Source organism: Hylemonella sp. W303a, from assembly GCF_046452315.1.
In the GTDB taxonomy this organism is placed as follows: Bacteria; Pseudomonadota; Gammaproteobacteria; order Burkholderiales; family Burkholderiaceae_C; genus Hylemonella.
The window spans coordinates 251,924-271,476 of the sequence record NZ_JBKFDG010000001.1 but is presented as its reverse complement, the minus strand read 5'-3'; the positions used below and the strand labels follow the sequence as shown (position 1 = coordinate 271,476).

13 protein-coding genes and 1 other RNA gene are annotated in these 19,553 nt (G+C 67.1%); all 14 read right to left on the bottom strand.

Annotated elements, in window-relative coordinates:
- Positions 1 to 31: 31 nt before the first annotated feature.
- The 14 genes from ACLBKS_RS01240 to bcsR all read right to left on the bottom strand — a co-directional run bounded on the left by ACLBKS_RS01240 (position 32) and on the right by bcsR (position 19,517).
- Positions 32 to 862, bottom strand: a complete 831-nt coding sequence (locus tag ACLBKS_RS01240; protein WP_410190981.1) for an acyl-CoA thioesterase — start codon at positions 860 to 862, stop codon at positions 32 to 34.
- A 12-nt stretch (positions 863 to 874) separates the two neighbouring features.
- The gene (locus ACLBKS_RS01235; protein WP_410190980.1) at positions 875 to 1,759 is read right to left on the bottom strand and encodes an alpha/beta fold hydrolase; all 885 of its coding nucleotides are present in this window, start codon (positions 1,757 to 1,759) and stop codon (positions 875 to 877) included.
- Between the two features lie 51 nt (positions 1,760 to 1,810).
- Positions 1,811 to 3,016, bottom strand: a complete 1,206-nt coding sequence (locus ACLBKS_RS01230) for an acetyl-CoA C-acyltransferase (protein WP_410190979.1) — start codon at positions 3,014 to 3,016, stop codon at positions 1,811 to 1,813.
- A gap of 40 nt (positions 3,017 to 3,056) precedes the next feature.
- A non-coding RNA gene (locus tag ACLBKS_RS01225) (sX9 sRNA) lies at positions 3,057 to 3,131 on the bottom strand.
- 51 nt (positions 3,132 to 3,182) lie between these two features.
- Positions 3,183 to 5,603, bottom strand: a complete 2,421-nt coding sequence (locus tag ACLBKS_RS01220) for a 3-hydroxyacyl-CoA dehydrogenase/enoyl-CoA hydratase family protein (RefSeq protein ID WP_410190978.1) — start codon at positions 5,601 to 5,603, stop codon at positions 3,183 to 3,185.
- Positions 5,604 to 5,627: 24 nt separating this feature from the next.
- Positions 5,628 to 6,071, bottom strand: coding sequence for a DUF2147 domain-containing protein (locus ACLBKS_RS01215; protein ID WP_410190977.1), 444 nt, complete (start codon positions 6,069 to 6,071; stop codon positions 5,628 to 5,630).
- A gap of 29 nt (positions 6,072 to 6,100) precedes the next feature.
- The gene (locus ACLBKS_RS01210) at positions 6,101 to 7,897 is read right to left on the bottom strand and encodes an acyl-CoA dehydrogenase C-terminal domain-containing protein (protein ID WP_410190976.1); all 1,797 of its coding nucleotides are present in this window, start codon (positions 7,895 to 7,897) and stop codon (positions 6,101 to 6,103) included.
- Between the two features lie 93 nt (positions 7,898 to 7,990).
- The gene (locus ACLBKS_RS01205; RefSeq protein WP_410190975.1) at positions 7,991 to 8,665 is read right to left on the bottom strand and encodes a TetR/AcrR family transcriptional regulator; all 675 of its coding nucleotides are present in this window, start codon (positions 8,663 to 8,665) and stop codon (positions 7,991 to 7,993) included.
- Between the two features lie 96 nt (positions 8,666 to 8,761).
- Positions 8,762 to 12,136, bottom strand: coding sequence for a cellulose synthase subunit BcsC-related outer membrane protein (locus ACLBKS_RS01200; RefSeq protein ID WP_410190974.1), 3,375 nt, complete (start codon positions 12,134 to 12,136; stop codon positions 8,762 to 8,764).
- Positions 12,121 to 13,404 (bottom strand): cellulose synthase complex periplasmic endoglucanase BcsZ, encoded by a 1,284-nt coding sequence (bcsZ, locus tag ACLBKS_RS01195; RefSeq protein ID WP_410190973.1) that lies wholly within the window; start codon positions 13,402 to 13,404, stop codon positions 12,121 to 12,123. Before bcsZ ends, ACLBKS_RS01200 begins: the two co-directional genes overlap by 16 nt.
- Positions 13,401 to 15,761, bottom strand: a complete 2,361-nt coding sequence (gene bcsB / locus ACLBKS_RS01190; protein WP_410190972.1) for a cellulose biosynthesis cyclic di-GMP-binding regulatory protein BcsB — start codon at positions 15,759 to 15,761, stop codon at positions 13,401 to 13,403. The genes bcsZ and bcsB overlap by 4 nt, the downstream gene beginning before the upstream one ends.
- On the bottom strand, positions 15,758 to 18,436 hold the full coding sequence (bcsA, locus tag ACLBKS_RS01185; protein WP_410190971.1) for a UDP-forming cellulose synthase catalytic subunit: 2,679 nt from the start codon (positions 18,434 to 18,436) through the stop codon (positions 15,758 to 15,760). The genes bcsB and bcsA overlap by 4 nt, the downstream gene beginning before the upstream one ends.
- Complete coding sequence (gene bcsQ, locus ACLBKS_RS01180; RefSeq protein ID WP_410190970.1) at positions 18,433 to 19,311, bottom strand: cellulose biosynthesis protein BcsQ; 879 nt, start codon at positions 19,309 to 19,311, stop codon at positions 18,433 to 18,435. Before bcsQ ends, bcsA begins: the two co-directional genes overlap by 4 nt.
- Entirely contained in the window at positions 19,308 to 19,517 is a 210-nt protein-coding gene (gene bcsR / locus ACLBKS_RS01175; RefSeq protein WP_410190969.1) for a BcsR/BcsP family cellulose biosynthesis protein, read from the bottom strand. Before bcsR ends, bcsQ begins: the two co-directional genes overlap by 4 nt.
- Positions 19,518 to 19,553 lie beyond the last annotated feature (36 nt).

Genomic DNA, 19,553 nt, shown 5'->3' with positions numbered 1-19,553 from the left:
GGGGGTCTCCTGGGTGATGCCGTGTTGTGGACTACGCTTTGTAGTAGACGATCTGATGGCTGGTGGCGAGCAACACGCCCGCCTCATTCCAAAGTTGCGCGGACTGATCGAAGAAGCCGTTGCGGAATTCCTGCGCGCTGGCCTGGCCCAGCAGCCAGCCCTGGCCCGTGGCCTGCAGCTCCTGCGCGCTGGCATGGAAATAGGTCGTGATCGACACCGTGCCAGCGGGCGTGTAGGTGGCGCGCCGCAGCCAGACGCGCGGAAAGAAAACGTCCGAACAAGCCAGCAGCGAGCAGAAGTCCAAAGGACGCGGCGGCTGATCGCGAATCCAGAGCCGCGTGGTGCTGTCGGCGCCCAGACGATCGTCCCAGGCCTCGGGGATGGAGCCGCTGACCGGACGCATCTCGTACTGTCCCAGCCAGGCCATGGCGCGCTCGACGCCACGCACTGGCAGTTCGGCGGGCGCGGGCACCAGAGGCATGGGCCGATCGCTCAAGCTCCAGGTCTCGCGTCGCACCGCCGTCACGGCCGTGGCGGTGGTGACCACCTGGGCTTGGCCCTCTTCATCGTTCTGCACAATGGCCGCCGTCCAGTGCTGGGTCGAACGGTTGGTGCGCGCGGGCAACACCTGCACTTCGAAAGGCCCTTGGGTCAGCGCGGCGGCGTAGTTGACCGTGATGGACAGGGGCGCGCCCAACAGATCGGGATGGCGCAGGATGGCGGCGAGCACCACGGCCGCCGTGTTGCCACCAAAAGGCCCGACCATGTTCCAGTAGTCGGCGCTGGTGTGCCCGGCGAAGCGCGCGGGCAGACGATCCGTTCCGATCTGTTCCAACCGCAGCGCGGCGTCGAAAGCATGCATGGTGGTCACCCATCAAAAACGGGAATCGCGGGCGTAATGCTCATCCGCGAAGGATTGCAGCACCCGCGCGCTGCGCGGCCAGAGCGCCTTGCGCATGCTGTCGCGGAAGAAACCGAAATGACCAATACGTGGCAGTTCGACTTCCTCGGGTCGGATGACTTCCAGCGCCTGGGGCGCCGAGGCGTAGAGAGCCAAGAGGCTGCGCGTGCCCTCCAGGGTCATCATCTCGTCGTCGCTGAAGGACCAGGCACGGATGGCAAAAGGCGCGCTGGCATAAAGCTGCTCGACCTCGTGCCCCTCGGCCACCATGTAGCGCGGGTGCAGACACCAGCGCCGCCACTGACGGATCACCCCCGCCGGCAGGTCCCCCACCATGCCAAGTCGCCGTCCAGGGAAGTACCCGCACAGCAGCGTCGCCAAGGGCACCGCGACATACCAGAAGAACAAGACACGTCGACGCAGTTGCGGGGCGTTCTCACGCCAGTAGCCGCTGCCCGCCGCCAGAGTGAACAAGCCATCGACACGTTCGGGGCGCTCGAACAAGCCCGGCAACTGCGCGCCCAGGCTGTGGCCCAGCAAGTAGAGTGCAAGCTGTGGCCGTTCTTGCCGAGCGTGCTTCACGATGGATTCGTAGTCGCGGGCCCAGTCCAAGAGGTCGGCCTTGAAGCCTCGCAGCTTTCCCCCTGGCACGAAGGCCAGGGAATCGCCATGCCCACGGTAATCGAAAGTCCAGACCCGGTAGCCCTCCTGAGCCAGCCACGTCGCATAGGCGGCGTAATAGCTTTGCGGCACACCCATGGCGCCACCGACCACCACGGTGGCCCGGGGCTCGCCCGCGGGCTCGAAAACCCGCGCGGCCAGGGTCACGCCGTCGACGGTCAGGGTTCGGTTTTGCATGGCGAAGCTCCTGCGTTGGGCCTGGGGCCGGATGGCCCGGCCCGCCGCCTGTCAAACGCGCTCGAAAATGCCCGCAGCGCCCTGGCCCATGCCCACGCACATCGTGACCATGCCGTACTTCAGGTTCTTGCGACGCAAGGCATGCACCACGGTGGCCGAGCGGATCGCACCGGTCGCGCCCAGCGGGTGGCCCAGCGCGATCGCGCCGCCCATGGGGTTGACCTTGGCGGGATTCAGACCCAAGGTGCGGATCACGGCCAGCGACTGAGCGGCGAAGGCCTCGTTCAGCTCGATCCAGTCCATGTCCTCGTGCTTGAGCCCGGCGTAGCGCAGCGCGGCGGGAATGGCCTCGATCGGGCCGATGCCCATGATGTGCGAGGGCACCCCCTTGGAGGCGAAACTCACGAAACGCGCGAGCGGTTGCAAATTGAAGCGCTTGACAGCGGACTCGCTGGCCAGGATCAGCGCGCCCGCGCCGTCGCTGGTCTGCGAGCTGTTGCCCGCCGTCACCGAGCCGCGCGCGGCGAACACGGGCTTGAGCTTGGCCAAGGCCTCGACGGTGGTGTCGGGGCGCGCGCCTTCGTCCAGGTTCACGCTGCGCTTCTTGATGGAGACTTCGGCGGATGCCAGGTCGACCGAGCGGTCGGCCACTTCGATGGGCGTGATTTCGTTGGCGAAGTCGCCCGCCTTCATCGCGGCGACGGCCTTCATGTGGGACTTGTAAGCGAATTCATCCTGGTCGTCGCGGCTGACCTTCCACTGCGTGGCCACTTTCTCCGCCGTCAGGCCCATGCCGTAGGCGATGCCGTAGTCGTCCACGTTGTCGGTGTTGCCGAAGAAGTTGGGCGAGAAGGACGGCACGTTGCCACCCATGGGCACCATGCTCATGCTCTCCACGCCGGCGGCGATCATCACCTCGGCTTCGCCAACGCGGATGCGGTCGGCCGCCATCTGCACGGCCGACAGGCCCGAGGCGCAGAAACGGTTGACCGTGATGCCGCCCACGCCCACGGGCAGGCCGGCCATGACCGCGGCGATGCGCGCCACGTTCAAGCCCTGGGCCCCTTCGGGAATGGCGCAGCCCGCCACCACGTCTTCGATGGTCTTGGGGTCCAGGTTCGGAACCTGGGCCAGCGCAGCCTTGAGCGTGGTCGCCAGCAGGTCATCGGGCCGCATGTTGCGGAAGAAACCGCGGTGCGAACGGCCAATAGGCGTGCGCGTGGCGGCAACGATGTAAGCGTCTTGCACTTGTTTCATGATGCGTCTTTCTTCATCACGTTAAAAGGGTTTTGTTCGTGATTGAGGAAGCGTGGCGAGCGACCCTCAGGCAAGGCGGACGGAGCACAGGAACCGGAACGTACTTCCCGTACGTGAGGATTCCGAGCACCGCCCAACGCGGCATGAGGGACGCGCAGTAGCTTCATCAATTACGAACGGGCTTGCCGGTGTTCAGCATGCCCAAAATGCGCTCTTGCGTCTTGGGGTGCACGATCAGCGAACAGAAGGCCTTGCGCTCCAGCGCCATCAGGTACTCCTCGCTGACCAGGGTGTTCGCGTCCACGTCGCCGCCGCACACCACTTCGGCGATCAGGCTGGCGATGTGGAAATCGTGCTGGCTGATGAAACCGCCGTCGCGCATGTTCACGAGCTGGCCCTTGATGGTCGCGATGCCGCTGCGGCCCGCCACCGGGAACAGGCGCTTGAGCGGCGCGCGCCAGCCGCCCTGGTACATGGCCTTGGCTTCGTTGAGCGCGACGTAAAGCAGCTCGTCCTTGTTCGGGACGATCACGTCGCTGTCCAGCAGGTAGCCCAGCTTGCGCGATTCCAGCGCGCTGGTGCCCACCTTGGCCATGGCGGCGGCGGTGAAGCCATCGGTCAGGAAAGGCAGCAGTTCCTTGTTGGTGGAGAAGGCCGCGTTCTCGGCCGCGCGGCGCGCGATGTAGGTCAGGCCGCCGGCACCAGGGACAAGGCCCACGCCGACTTCCACCAGACCGATATAGCTTTCCATGGCCGCCACACGACGCTGCGAATAGACCGCCAGCTCGCAACCACCGCCCAAGGCCATGCCGCGAATGGCCGAAACCACCGGCACGCTGGCGTAGCGCAGGCGCAGCATCATCTGCTGCATTTCGTGCTCGGCGCCTTCGATCGCGCCCACGCCAGCCACCATGAAGGCGGGCAGCGTGGCCTGCAGGTCAGCGCCCACGCTGAAGGGCTCATCACCGGACCAGATCACCAGGCCTTGATAGTCCTGCTCGGCGATCTCCACCGCGCGCACCAGGCCTTCGACCACGCCCGGGCCGATCGCGTGCATCTTGCTCTTGATGCTGGCGATCAACACGCTGCCGGTCACGCTGGCACGGTTGCCGTCCAGTGTCCAGAGGCGAATGGCCTCGTCCTCGTGCAGGGTGATGCCCGCGCTCTTGTACTTCGGCGAGCCGTCGCCCAGCAGGCTTTCACGGAAATACTGCAGTTGGTAGACGGGCAACTGTCGACGGGGCTGGAACTTGCCGGTCGTGGGGTTGTAGGAGCCTTGCGGCGTGTGCACACCGCCGGCTTTGACCACGGCATCGCTGAACACCCACTTGGGCAGTGGCTCTTTGCTCAGGGCCTTGCCCGCGTCGATGTCGGCCTGCACCATCTTCGCCACTTCCAGCCAACCGGCCTCCTGCCACAGCTCGAAGGGACCTTGTTTCATGCCGAAGCCCCAGCGCATGGCCAGGTCCACATCGGCAGCGGTCTCGGCGATGGTGGCCAGGTGCACGGCCGCGTAGTGGAAGCTGTTGCGCAGGATGGCCCAGAGGAATTGGCCCTGCTTGCCTTCGGCATTGCGCAGCAGCTTGAGGCGCTCGCCTGCGGGCTTCTTGAGCATGCGCTCGTAGACCGCGTCGGCCTTTTCGCCGCCCGGCACGTAGTCCTTGCCTTCGAGGTCGAAGCGCAGGATGTCGCGCCCCACCTTCTTGTAGAAGCCGGCCTTGCTCTTCTGGCCCAGGTTGCCCATCTCGATCAGGGTCTTGAGCACGGCGGGCGTGCCAAAGCTGCCGTAGAAGGAGTCGCTCTTCTCGTCCAGGTTGTCCTGCAGCGTCTTGATCACGTGGGCCATGGTGTCCAGGCCCACCACGTCGGCGGTTCGGAAGGTGCCGCTGGAGGCGCGGCCCAGCTTCTTGCCCGTGAGGTCGTCCACCACGTCGTAGCTCAGGCCGTAGTTCTCGACCTCCTTCATCGTCGCCAGCATGCCGGCGATGCCCACGCGGTTGGCGATGAAGTTGGGCGTGTCCTTGGCGCGCACCACGCCTTTGCCCAGGCTGCTGGTGACGAAGGTTTCGAGCTGGTCGAGGATGGCCGGCTGCGTTGTCGGCGTCGCGATCAGTTCCACCAGGTACATGTAGCGCGGCGGGTTGAAGAAGTGGATGCCACAGAAGCGCGGCTTGATCTCGGCCGGCAGCGCCTCGGACAGCTTGGTGATCGACAGGCCCGAGGTGTTGGACGCGACGATGGCGTGCTTGGCCACGTGCGGTGCGATCTTCTTGTAGAGATCGAGCTTCCAGTCCATGCGCTCGGCGATGGCCTCGATGACGAGGTCGCATTCACCCAGCAGGCCCAGGTTCTCTTCGTAGTTGGCGGCCTGGATCAGCGCCGCGTCGTCGGCCACGCCCAGGGGCGAGGGTTTGAGTTTTTTGAGGTTGTCGACGGCCTTCTGGACGATGCCGTTCTTGGGGCCTTCCTTGGCGGGAAGGTCGAACAGCACGACCGGCACCTTGACGTTGACCAGATGGGCCGCGATCTGCGCGCCCATCACGCCCGCGCCGAGCACGGCGACCTTGCGGACTTGAAATCGGGACATGGTGATGTTCCTTGTTGTGTTGGTTTACTGAACCCGGTCCCAGACCTGGGTTCGGTAGAAGGGACCGAGGTAGCCACGCACCTGCAGCTTGGCCCCGCCCTCGATGGGCGTCAGCTTGAGCTTGTAAGTCTTGCCTTTTTCCGGGTCGAGAATCTCGCCGCCTTCCCAGACGGTCTCGCCCTTGGCCTGCTTGGCGCCGCGGATGATCTCCAGGCCCACCATGGGCTGGCCCTTGCGGTCGTCCTCGCATTTCACGCAAGTCGCTTTCGGGTCCGCACCCTTGCGCAGCACTTGCTCGATGCGGCCCGCAAGCACGCCACCGGTCTCGGTGATGGCGATCAGGCTCTTGACCTCGCCCGTCTCGTCATCGATGGTGTGCCACTTGCCCACGGGGGTGTTCTGGGCCGAGGCCGCCACGGCGGCCAGCCCCAGGCTCAGAGTCAGCAAAAGCTTGCAATAGCTGCGCATCTCGGTCTCCTTCTTCTTGGGCGTCGTGATCAGGCCAGGGCCAGATGGGTGTCCATCAGGGACTTGGAGCCCGCGCGGGCCGTGCGCATCAGCGTCGCCGTCTCGGGGAAGAGCTTGGCGAAGTAGAAGCGCGCAGTCTGCAGCTTGGCCTGGTAGAAGGGGTCGGTGTCACCGGCGGCGATCTTCTTGAGCGCGACGGAGGCCATGCGGGCAAAGAAGTAGCCGAACACCAGGTGACCTGCCACGCGCAGGTAGTCCACGGCAGCGGCGCCCACCTCGTCCGGGTTCTGCATGCCCTTGAAGCCGATTTCCATGGTGAACTTGGTCATCTGCTCGGCCAGCACGGCCAGGGGGCTGATGAACTCGCTCATCTTTTCGTTGACGCCCTCTTCCTCGATCAGCGCGCCGACGATCTTGCCGAACTTCTTGAGTGTCGCGCCGTTGTTGCCCAGGACCTTGCGGCCCAGCAAGTCCAGCGACTGCACGGTGTTCGTGCCTTCGTAGATCATGTTGATGCGGGCGTCGCGCACGAATTGCTCCATGCCCCATTCCTTGATGTAGCCATGGCCGCCGAAGACCTGCTGGCACATCACGGTGGCCTGGAAGCCGTTGTCCGTGAGGAACGCCTTGATGATGGGGGTGAGCAGGGCCAGCAGTTCATCGCTGTCCTGACGCACCTTCTCGTCAGGGTGGTAGAGGTGCTGATCCAGCAGCAAGGCGCAGTAGCAGGCCAAGGCGCGGCCGCCTTCGGCGTAGGCCTTGGCGGTCAGCAGCATCTTGCGCACGTCCGGGTGCACGATGATGGGATCGGCTTCCTTGTCCTTGGCCTTGGTGCCGGACAAGCTGCGCATCTGCAGGCGGTCCTTGGCGTAGGCCAAGGCGTTTTGATAAGCGACCTCGGTCAGACCCAGGGATTGGTTGCCCACGCCCAGGCGGGCGGCGTTCATCATCACGAACATGGCCTGCAGGCCCTTGTGCGGCTGACCGACCAGGGTACCCATCGCGTTGTCCAGGATCATCTGGCAGGTGGCGTTGCCGTGGATGCCCATCTTGTGCTCCAGACCGCCGCAGTAGATGCCGTTGTGCTCGCCCAGGGAACCGTCGGCCTTGAGCTTGTACTTGCTCACCGCGAACAGGCTGATCCCCTTGCTGCCCTTGGGCGCATCGGGCAAACGGGCCAGCACCAGGTGAATGATGTTGTCGGTGAAGTCGTTGTCGCCCGAGCTGATGAAGATCTTGGTGCCGTTGATCTTGTAGGTTCCGTCGGCCTGCGGTTCGGCCTTGGTGCGCAGCAGGCCGAGGTCGGTGCCGCAATGCGGTTCGGTCAGGCACATGGTGCCCAGCCATTCGCCGCTGACCAGCTTGGGCAGCAGCTGCTTCTTCTGCTCGTCGGTGCCATGGGCCTGCAGGCACTCGTAGGCGCCGTGCGACAGGCCGGGGTACATGGTCCAGGCCTGGTTGGCCGAATTCAGCATTTCATAGAAGCACTGGTTCAGCACGAAAGGCAGGCCCTGACCGCCGAACTCCGGGTCGCAGGACAGCGCGGCCCAGCCGCCCTCGATGTACTGCGCATAGGCTTCCTTGAAGCCCTTGGGCGTCGTCACCTCACGCGTCTGCGGGTTCAGGGTGCAACCTTCCTGGTCGCCGCTGATGTTGAGCGGGAACAGCACCTCAGCGGCGAACTTGCCCCCTTCTTCCAACACAGCGTTGATGGTGTCGGCGTCCGTGTCGGCGTGACGCGGGATCTGCTTGAGCGCATCGCTCACGTTCAGCACCTCGTGCATCACGAACTGCATGTCGCGCAGGGGTGGGTTGTAGCTGGGCATGGTGTACTCCTTGTGTGTTCGAAGGTTGGATTAAAGAACCGGTATGTGTAAGCCTGATGGAAGCACCGCTGTATCTCGCGATATGCGGCAGGCTCAAGGACCGCCGGACGAATATCGCGCCAGGATCTGCTCGAACGCCCTTTGCGCGCGCTCGATGGAACCCGGGGTCTGAAGAAAACGCGCCTCGTAGTGCACGGACAAAATCAAACCGTGAATCTCGAAGCAAATCTGTCGCACGTCCGCGTCGGCGACCAGTTGCCCTTCTTGCTTGGCGAGGGTCGCGGCGCGCTCCACCGCCGCCAACCAGACCCGCACCGACGTGGCCAATGCATCTCGCACGGGGCCAGGGCGGTCGTCAAAGTCGATCGCGCCACTGATGAAGATGCAGCCGGACTGGATTTCCTCCGTCACCCGTTTCATCCAGTTCTCGAACAGCGCACGCAAGCGCGGCAAACCCCGCGGCTCCTTGATCGCCGGATAGAACACCTCCTGCTCGAAGCGTTGGAAGTATTCATGAATGACGGAAATCTGCAACTCCTCGCGCGAACCGAAATGCGCGAACACGCCAGATTTGCTCATGCCGGTGGATTCGGCCAAGGCGCCGATGGACAAACCTTCCAGCCCGGCCTCGGCCGCCAGGGCCAAGGCGGCATCCAGAATCACCAGACGGGTTTGCTGCCCCTTGTGCAAGACGCGGCTGGGCGCTGCATTCTTGGCAGCGGCGCTGCGGCGAGCGGGTTTGCGGCTTGAAACAGCGAGCTGGGACATGGGGCGAAATAAAACGAACGGTCGTTCTATTTTGCCTCAAAAATTGTCCTCGTCAATCGTGGGTGGACCGCCCGGGCCCCCTTTGCCGCTCCCGACTTATTCCTGCGAGGTCGGTCCGAAAGGCCGGGGCGGAAAAAACACGGTCCGTGCTGCGGGACGATCATAGGCGTGGCGCAGGTAGACCAGGAAGCGGTTGGCCTCGTAGTCCGGTGAACGTTCCAGCTCGAGCAAGCCTCCCAGAAAGGTGTGCCCACTCAACTGGTATTCGGACGACCAGGCCAGGGAACGTCCCGTGCCACGGCTCGGGCCACCGTCGTAATCAGCGTTGATGCCCGCAGCGACAGCCGCATCTTGCAGGCTCGCATCGGTCGGGAAGTAAGGAGCACGCTCCGTCATCGACCAAGAGGCAGACACCGACGCACGAGCCACCCAGGACCACCGCTCAGAACGCTCGCCATAGCTCAGGGGCAGGGCCAGGGAACGGTAACGCTGCGGGCTGTAGTAACCGCCATGGCCATAGGTGTACTCGCCGCTGTTCTCGGAGAAGTGCCAGACCATGCCCGTGAGCCCGATTTGCAGCACGCGGTCTTCCTCGTTGATCACGCGCATTTGAGCGCCTGCCATCAGCTGCACGCGGTCGTTGTCCAGCACGTTGCGGCCGCTGAGCCGATGCACCCCCAGGGAGGACCAGGCGCCGTAACGCCCCCCGTCGTCCAGGCTCAGCCCCAGACGCACGCCCGTGGCCTGCACGCCGCCCCAGGTGCGGCCGGTCCTCGGGTCACGCGCGCCCGCGTAGGACAAAACGCTGCCGGTGACGGGGCGACGCGAGAGGTCCACGGAATATCCGAACGGGCCCCAATCACCCCGGTGCAGCAGGCCTCCCACCCAACTCTGAACCGGAAAGCCGATCGGCGTGGTGCCCAGGTCATAACGGGTGTCACCGCGCTCCAGGGCCACGTTCAGGGCCAGGCCTTCGGCTTGTTGCTCAGAGGCTTGATCGCAATCGGCCTGCGAGGTGCACAGGGCCGAACTGCCCAGCAATCGCCGCTCGTAGGCGCTGGCGCGCGACCAATCGAAGACGCCTGCGTCCAGCCGCACCATATCGGCGCGCACGGCCCAACGCCCCTCGTCCCGTTGCGGCCACAGCCACTCCAAAGGCAACTCGGTGGCCTCGTAGCGGGACACCCCCGACGTGCCCGGGCTCGCTCGATGATCGATCCCCGCGGACAGCCAGGTCGTGTCACGGTCCAGCAGCGCGTTCAGGGCGCGCTCGTCTGCGGCGCTGGGCGCTGGGTCGGCAGCGAGTGCGCGCCGCTGGTAGTCGATGGCCACGGCAACGCGTCCCTCTTCGCGCGCCAGTCGCGCCGCGTACGCCAGGGTGCGGGCATGCGGAGGCTCGGCCGGGCGCGCCTGGATGACGCGCCACGCGCGTTCCCGATCGCCCATGGACAGCAGGACGGCGATGAGGTCGGCCGCTTGGTCGGGCGTGGCCTGCTGGATCCGGTCGATTTGGCGATCGATCAGCGCACTGGCCTGCGCAGGGCGCCCGGTAGCCACCAGCAACTCCATCAAGCCCAGCGCGGCGTCGGCCCGATCCGGGTTGTCGCGCAACAACGCACGGTAGTCGGCCTCGGCGCGCTCGGGGTTCAACGGCGCCTCGCGCGCAATGCGGCGCACCTGGAGGCGCCGCTGCAATTCCAGGATGCTGGCATCGCGACGGGCCGCAGCGATGCCCTCCAGCGTGGCCAGGGCCGCGGCGTCTTGCTCCAGGCTGGACTGGTAGAGCGCGTAAGCATGCAAGACACCGGCGCGCTCGGCCTCGCCGAGGGTGCGAGCGGGCGGTGCGCGGCGCGACAGCAAGGCCTTGAACAAATCCTCGCCCTTTTGCGGAGCACCCCGGGCGGCATACAAGCGCGCCAGCCGCAGTCGCAGCCAGGGATCGTCGGCGTCCTCGCGCGCCGCGCGTTCCAGCAGCCGGATGGCCTCGTCCTCGCGGCCCTGGGCCTGCGCGCTGGCGGCCTGCTCTTGATAGAGGCTGGCGCGGGCGGCTGCGACGGCGGCCAGCAGATCACTCGGTGGACGGTCCATGCGACTCAGCAGCACCCGCGCGTCACGCTCGCGGCCCTGGCGCAAGTAGAGCGTGACCAGTGCCTCGGTCGCGCCAACGTGGTCGGGCGTCAACACCAGCGCCTGCTTCCAGTGTCGCTCGGCGTCCCCATCGCGGCCTTGGGCCGCGCGCAAGCGGCCCAGCAACACCCAGGCCGCAGGCTCCGCCGCGTTGACGGCGAGGGCTTCGTTGAGGCGGGCCTCGGCCCGTGCGTCGTCACGCGCGTCGACGGCCTCCGCCGCATCACGCATCGCGCCCCAATACCGAGAGACGGCGAGCAACTCGCTCCAGCGCCCGTTGGCGGGGTCGCGTTCACGGGCCCGGCGGAATTGCGCTTGCGCCTCGGCATGACGCCCTTGGCGCATGCGGAGTACCCCCAACCCGCCCAGCACCTCGGCGTCGTTGGGCCGGGCGGCCAGGGAACGCAGCAGCAAAGCCGCGGCGACGTCGCGCTGGACTGGGTCATCACGCTCCACCAGGGCCAGCCCCCGGCGGCCCGCGCGGTAGGCCGGGTCCGCCATCAAGATGCGTTCACGCTCGACGGCGGCGCGCAAGCTGTCCACGTGTTCCTGGACCGCGCTGTCTTCCCCCTGCTCCTGCGCCAAGTAGGCTTGCACCAGCCCCACATTCGCTGGCGTGGGTGGAAGTCGCAGCATGGCGCGCCGCCAGGCTGCGCGTGCGGGCCGCTCCAACGGGGGGTAGAGCGTCAACTCCCGCAGGGCCTGCAACGCGGCGGCATCGTCGGGACGGCGCGTGGTGACATGCTCGGCCCAGGCCAGACGGTAACGCGGGGTGTCGGGAAACTGCGCGGTCAAGCGGGTCAGACCCGCCAGCGCGGGTTCCCAGCCGGACTCGGTGTCGGCCACGATCCGCCAGTATTCCAGCGCCAGATCCCCCGTGGGCGGCCCCACGGGGTAGAGCTCGCGCAACACCACCAGGGCCTGTGCAGGCTGCCCTTCGCGTGCCAGGGCACGCGCCCGAGCCAGCCTGGGCTGGTCCACCCCGTCCAGGCGAAACAAGGTGTCGAGCCGCGCGATGTCGGGATGCTCGGGACTCAAGGCACGCAAGCGCTCCAAACCTCGTCGCGCCGCGTCCGGCTGGCCCGCTCGCCGTTGGATGTAGGCGAGCTGGGCGATGCCATCCGGATCGTCGGGAAACACGCGCAGCAGCTTGGCCAGCACCTCGCGTGCTCGATCGTCACGCTCACGCTCTTGCCAGAGCTTGGCCTGTGCCAGCAGGGCGGCCTGGGTGTCTTCATCCGGCGCGGCGCGTGCGGCTTGCCCTGTCAGGCCGCACAGCAGGGCCAGCAACAGGGCGCGGACCGCTGGATGACGCCAGCAGGCGGAACTCAGGGCGCGGCGCATGACCAACGGGGGAGCAAGGCGCCGTCGGGCGCGAAACGGTAGCGGCCTTCGAGCCAGCCCACTCCGAACAGAGCGAGCACCTGGTCGTAGTAGTTGTCGCGGCCCGCGAACACCGGCCCCACGGGCGGCCGCGACAGACGCTCGCGCTGGGCCTCGGCGGCTTGCGCCTGTCCCGCCGCTTGCAGCAAGGGCATCACAGCGGCCGAGAACCCTGCGGGGCCCGCCCCTTGCGCATTCCCAGCTGCGGTGTCCACCCGCAAGGGCGGATGACCGCTGTCGGTCACCTGCCGCACCATGGGCGCGAACGCGTCGATCAAGAGGGCACGCACCGGGTCGGACGGGTGCAACATGCCCGCCCACAGGTAGACGCGGATGGCGTCGTAGCTGCCCACACCCTGGGTACGCGGATCGGCAACGAACGCTCCCGCGCGGTGCAACACCCAGTCCGGCGCGTAGCCGCGCGGGGCGGACCCGCGCAGCACGGCCAGGGAGCTGTCCGCGACCCGAGGCCAGAGCGTGTCGGGATTGAGGACCGCGAGGCGACGCAGCAGCTGGGGCGGGACGTAACTCGGGTTCAGACGGTAGCTGCCCGCCTCGGTGCCCGAACCGGGCGCGAAACCCCAGGGTCCTGGCAGCAGCGTGGGGCCCAACGGAGAGATGTCCACCACTTCTTCGCGCAGCACGCGCGCGGCCAGGGCTTGGGCCAGCGCGGCGTAAGACGGCGCGTTCCATAGCCGAGCCGCTTCACCCAGGGCGTAGACGATCCAAAGGTCGGCGTCCGACGCGGCGTTGGCGTCGATCACGCCCCAGCTCTCGCGCCCCGTCGCGTCCAGGCGTCGTCCCCACTGCCAGGCAGGCAGGCGCGCGGTCAGATCGCCCGCCGCCAAGTTGTCTTGCGTCCAGCGCAGCAGGCGATCAAAGGCCGCGCGGTCGTTCGCCACCAGGGCGAAAAAAAGCGCGTAAGACTGGCCCTCGGACGTGGTTTGGTGCAGGGGCGTGGACGCATCGATCACACGGCCATCGGCGCTGATGAAGCCCTCGCGGAATCTCACCCAATCGGGCCACACCGCACCGGCGCCGGTGCCGGTGCCGACGGCCGCGGATGGAAGAACCCCATCCGACGCGGCGGGCCCGGCCTGCGGGGATGAGGACGGCGACGACCACGACACCACATCGCAGCCGGTGGCGACCGTGGTCGCGGCACCGCCCTGTGGGGCCAATATCAACAGCAGCGCATGGACCAGCGCCAGCGACCCACGCTGGCTCATGCGCGACCACGCCCGCGGCGATGGCGCACGGCCAGCCACAACTTCCAGACCAGCACCAGCCCCAAGACGGCCAGGCCGAACCAGAGCAGCCCCAGCAGCGTGGGGTGTTGGCGCAAGCCATGCGCGATGACGGTCCAAAACGGCAACACGCCCGTGGTGTAGGTCGGCCCCACCGCGATGCTGTCCACCTTCAGGGTGTCACGCCCGCTGAGCGGGTCCTTGAGGCTGCGCACGAAAACCACGCTGCCATGCATGACCCCAGCCTGGGTGTCCAGGGCGTCCAGCACCTTGGGCAGATCGCGCGGTTCCCCCGCCGTCACCGCCACGACGCTGCGGCCCGAAGCCAAGGGTGATTCAAATCCCAGCAGCGCGACCAGCGGACCTGTGGCCTCGATGCGCTCCTGTGTCACGGCAGCAGCTTCGCGTGGCAAGCCAAAGCCACCGAATAAGGCCGTGCTGGCACGCGCGGGCTGACTGACGCCGCGCTGCGTGCCGTCGACCACGGCGGGCAGGTGGTCCTTCCACGTCTGCAACAAGGTTTGGCCAGGGGCGGTACCGATCAGCAGCAGGTCGCGGTCGCGCACCGTGTCCACTTGCCGCGGCCCCACCACGGCGACTTGCGTGGCCGGATAGCCCGTGGATTCGCCCATGCGGCCCAGCAGCGTGAGCAGGGTCTCGATCTCGTCACGGCCCGGCTGCTCAGGCAAGACCACCGCCGTCTGCGACAGGTCCGCGTATCGGGTGAAGGGAAAGCCCAGGGACGCGAAATGGCTGAGCTGCGGCAGCTCGGCGTAATGCGGATAGCCCGAGAAATCGATGGTGGAGTCGGGGTCAACCGCGCCGCGCGCGTTGTCCACGGCAGGGTTCTCGCAATCGGCGCCACGGTGCGTGGCGAAGGAATAGGCGTACTGCAGCTGGCTGCGCGGCGCGAGCTGGAAGGGCGACAGCACCACGCGCTCGCGCTCGACGGCCAGCCCCTTGTCCATCAGAGGCAAGGTCCAGGACTGCTCCTCGCCGCGGCCTGGCTCGGACGCGCGCAGATTGAACGCCTGCACCAAGGACTGGTTGAGGCTCATGGTCATGCGCGATTCGCCCGCGCGCACGGGCGGCGTGTAGCGGAACTTCAGATCCACAGGAACGCCTCGGCTCTTCCACGCGTAGAGGTCGGGCGGAATGCGCAGGTCCACGCGGATGCTGTCGGTCTGGCGGCCGGCCGCCTGCAACTGCTCGGGCGTCTGAACCAATTCACCGAAGGTCGTGGGGCGATCCATGCGCACCCACCTGGGCGCGTCATAGGGCGCGCGCGCCGGGGCTGCGGGGCCGGCCTGCACCGCCACGTGCGAGCCCGAGAGCGCGACCGCGCCGCGCACCAAGGCGTCGGCGGCGACGCGCAAGTCCGCACCGTCACGGCCGCTGACCAGCAGCAGGCGCGAAGCGCCGTCGCCGGGGTTGCTCAGCATGCTTAGGCTGGGGCCGGTGAAGGGCGGCGTCTGCGCCATCCAGTCAGGGCGCTCGCTGTTGGTCGCGAAGACCAGGGCGTGCCCGGGAGGCAGGGTGCCGTCCACGCCATCCAGGTGGGCCGTGAAACGCGCGCCGCGCCAGGCCGCCAACTGGCCAAACCAGGAAGCGGTGATGCCCGCGGCGCGCAGGGTGTCGGGCGAAGGCTGCGCGGCGAACACGAAGGGCAAGTTCAAGCGCCCCAGGTCACGCGGGTCGAAAAAGGGCTCCGGCAGGCGGGCCAGGTCGTTGCGCAGCTCGATCGGGCGCACGGTGAGTTCCAGCTCGCTGGCGCCGCTGACATCGGCCCACAGACTGCTGTGCCCGGAGAGTTCGCAGTTCTGCGCGTAGTGGCCGATGAACTGCAGCGTCAGGCGATTGAAGTCGACGATGAAGCGCGGGTCGATCGTCACATCTTGCGTCACGGGCTGCCCCGCGTTGTTCGCCGTGAGGGGCAAGGTGGCCATCAACTCATCATTGAGCAGCACCTTGATGTGCGACTGTCCGGGGATCAAGGCGGGCGAATAGGCATAACGCAGGCGCAGCACGGCCTGGGTGACCAGTTCGTCGGCGCGCAAGCCGAAGTTGATGTCGGTCCGCCCCTCGGTCGTGCGCAATTGGAATGCAGTCTGATTGCCGAGCTGCCCCAGGTTCAGGCGGCGCACCCGCGTCGGCAGCGGTGACGCGGTCGGGTTGGACGCAGCAGGCGCGTTGGCGGTGTTGGCGGAAGCGGTGGACGTCGAGGGCTGGACCTTTTTCGGCCACGCCGGGCCCGAGATCAGCGAGGACAGGGCGGCGATCAGGGTCAGCGCGGCAGCGCGGCCCCGGGTCGGCGAGTAATTGAAAGGCTGTCGGTTCATGCGAATTCAGTGGACTGGCGGGGACCGGCCTGGGGCGTGGGATACGGGGACTGGGCAGGCGGCGCGGGGTGGAGCCTGCCGGAGACGGGCGTGCGCGGCAACAGGCTGGCGATCCTCTCGCCCAAGCGGCGGCCGGCCCGAGTGAATGGCGCCGCGAAGGGCAAGGCATGTTCAGCGATGCGGAGGTACCCGTCCATGCCGGTGCGCAGCACCTGGCGCAGCCCCGCCAGGGGCCGGTCGCGCCGCCGACCTTGCGACCAGGTGAGCCAAGCGTCGGCGCGCCCAAAGGTGCACTGCACCAGCGCCATGCGCTGCTCCACGCTCTCCAAGGCCCAACGCAGGCGCAAGCGCGTCGCCGAACTGCCAACCACCTGGGCGGGGAACACGAATTCCTCGGCGCCACGCCACAGCGACACCTGCACGGGCGCGTTGGCCGGCAAGCCTTGCTCGGCGGGCACCCTGAGCGAGAGGCCCCCTTCGGAAAAGTCCTCGGTCTCGCAGCGCAGCAGCTGGCCATCGGGCCGGCGCAGCGCGGCGGGCAAGGTCATGTCGACGCGGTGGGTGCGACGCACCTGCCGGGTCTCGGACGCCACCGACACGGCGGCGCCCAGCAACAGCACGTTGTAGCCCACCCAGAACAGATTGAGCAGCGTGGTCGGGATCTCGTCCGCCGGTCCCCAGAACACGCGCCAGATACCAAAGCCCAGGCCGAGCAGATTGAGACCGATGATGACGAGGTATGGCAGCGAGATGCGCCAGTCGAAGTAATTGCGCTCGACCAGGCCGCCCTTGCCGGTGACGTTGAATTGCCCCTGGCGCGGATCGATCAGCGCGGCCAGGGTGGGGCGCCAGATGTACCAGGCCAGCACCGTTTCGTAGACCTCGGCCCAGAAGGAATGGCGGTGCGCGCCCTGGATGCGCGAGTTGGTGATGTTGGCGTGCACCATGTGCGGCAACACATAGAGCAGCACGGCGATGGCCGGGGTGTAGATCACGTAGGCGTGAAACAGCAGAAACGCCAACGGCGCGGTCAAAAAGATCAGGCGCGGACCGCCATTGAGGAAGTGCAGCATCGCGTTGCCGTAGCAGATGCGCTGCATCCAGTTCAGGCCCTTGCCCAGGAAGGGGTTGTCGATGCGGAAGATCTGCGCCATGCCGCGCGCCCAGCGGATGCGCTGGCCGATGTGGGCCGACAAGCTTTCGGTGGCCAGCCCCGCCGCCTGCGGCAGGTTGATGTAGGCCGAGTTGTAGCCCAGGCGCTGCAGCTTGAGCGCGGTGTGGGCGTCTTCCGTCACCGTTTCGACCGCGATGCCGCCCACCTCCAGCAGGGGCGCGCGCTTGAGCACCGCGCAAGAGCCGCAAAAGAAGGCTGCGTTCCACAGGTCGTTGCCGTCCTGGATCACGCCATAGAACAGCTCGCCCTCGTTGGGCATGGTGCGGAACAGACCCAGGTTGCGCTCGAAGGGGTCGGGCGAGAAGAAGTGGTGCGGCGTCTGCACCAAGGCCAGCTTGGGGTCACGCAGGAACCAGCCCATGGTGGTCTGCAAGAACGAACGCACCGGGATGTGGTCGCAGTCGAAAACCGCGACGTACTCGCCTTCGGTGCGCGTCAGCGCGTGGTTCAGGTTGCCCGCCTTGGCGTGCTGGTTGTTGGGACGCACGATGTAGCCTATGCCCGCCTCCTCGGCGAACTGGCGGAAGACCTCGCGTCGGCCATCGTCCAGCAACCAGAGCTTGATCTTGTCGCGCGGCCAGTCCAGGCCCAAAGCCGCGTGAACCGTGGGCATGACCACGTTCAACGGCTCGTTGTAGGTTGGGATGAACACATCCACCGTGGGCCAGTCGCGCGTGTCCGCGGGGAGGGGCGCGGGCTTGCGCTTCAAAGGCCAGGCCGACTGCGCGTAGCCCAGCAGCAGGATGATCCAGGTGTAGATTTCCGCCGCCAGCAGCAGCAGGCCCCAGATCAGGTCCAGGCTTTCCTGCCAGTTCAGTGTCTCGGTGACGCGCCACCAGAGGTACCGCGTGGACGCGGTGAGCGACAGCACGATCAACAGCAGCGTCGCCACCGAGCCCGGCACCCGCCGCACCAGCATGGCGATCGCCCACAGCAAGGTGATGAACACCAGTTGCGCCAGGGTGTTGAAGGGGGTGGTCACGCACAGAAAAGCCAGCAAGGCGGCCATGCCATAGGCGGCGTACCGCACCAAGGGCTGGTCCCACAGCCCGTGGCGGGCCAGCGCCTCGGACCGGGTTTGCAGACGGTTCAGATCGATCGGGCGCGGTCGGACACGACGGTGCACGGCCTCTCCCCATGCGCGCATGCGCTTTGGCACCCAAGCACGCGCGGTGCTCGCGAGCCATGCCGGCACTGCGCGCCAAGCCCGCCTCCACGGCACCGTAGGGTGGTGTGCTTCGGCCAGCGGCACGGCGCGCACCAAGGCCAGCCAGAGCAATTGCAAGGGCACGCGCAGCAGGTCTCCCCAGCGCGGCTGGCGCAGGTTCACATGCGGAAAGGCCGTCGCGCACATAGCGCGCCAACCCGACCCAGTGGTCCACGGCGGCGCGCGAAAGACGAGCGACAGCATGCGGTCGTGCCAGGGCAAGTCCGGCGCGATTCCCGCGGCACGCCACAAACGCCGCCAGAAACTCTCAACGTTCGCGCGGAGCGCGCTCACGCGGGACGCTCCAGGTCCGGCCCGTGGGTGCGCGCCTCGCCGGCGAGCCGACCGGCCACGCGGGCCTCGATCTGGCCGAGCCGGGCGAGTGTCCAGGTCGCCAGGGCAGCGCAATCGTGCGCGGCCTGGCTGGTCGGAGCGAAATCGAACACGGTCTGCTTGCAGGCCAAGGCCTCGCGCAGTGATTCGTCGCGGTGCACGAGGGTCGGGGCGAAGACCGACTTGTACCCCGTTCGCAACAAGAGGGCGATGTCACGGTCCAGTCGGCGCGCGGGGTCATGGCCGTTGAGCACGATCGCCGTTTCGGACGATGGCCCGGTGCTTGGCGCGTCCGACATGCCCTTGGCTCCTGCCCACCCGCGCTCGATCCTGCCCGTGGCTTGGGCGTAGGACAGCGTGTCGGGAGCGCAGACCATCAGCGCCAGGTCGGCGGCTGTCAGGGCTTGGTCGCGCAGCGCAGCCGGTGCAATGGGACAGTCACAGACCACGACGGTGCCCGGGGCGAATTGGATCTCGTCCAAGCGGTCGCGCAGCCAGCGGGGGTGAGCCCGCAAGGTCTGAGCCAGTCGCTCCGCCGCGGCATCGTCAGGCAACGCGCCAAAGGGCATGAAAGCGCGGCCCCTGCTGTCACGCCAGGCCGCATCCTGCCAAGCCTCACCCGCCAGCATTTGGCGGGCCCAGCCCTGTTCCTGTGACCAGTCCATGCCATAGAACAGGCGCAGGGCATTGGTTGGGGATAAATCGATCGCCAGCACCGGGCGCTTCTGCGAAGCCAGCGCGCAGGCCAAGTGGGCCGCCACCGTGGTGGCGCCCGCGCCGCCCGTGGCGCCCATGACCGCGACCACGCGCACCTGTGGGCCCAATCCCTGCCTCAAGGCGCGCGAGTCCGGATGGACTGGCCAACGATTTCCGCCAGCAAAGGCCAGCGGCTTGCCGCAGCCTGGGCAGCCTCGTCACGCACCAGCTCTTGGTAATCCATGGAGCGGGATGCCGCGCCCACATGGGCAAACAAGGCCGTGACATCGCCACCTGGCAGACCGGACGCAGCGCGGGGTTCGGAATTTCGAGTCGGAACGGCCATGGGAAAGGGGCGATCTACCTAGGGAAAACCAGATTA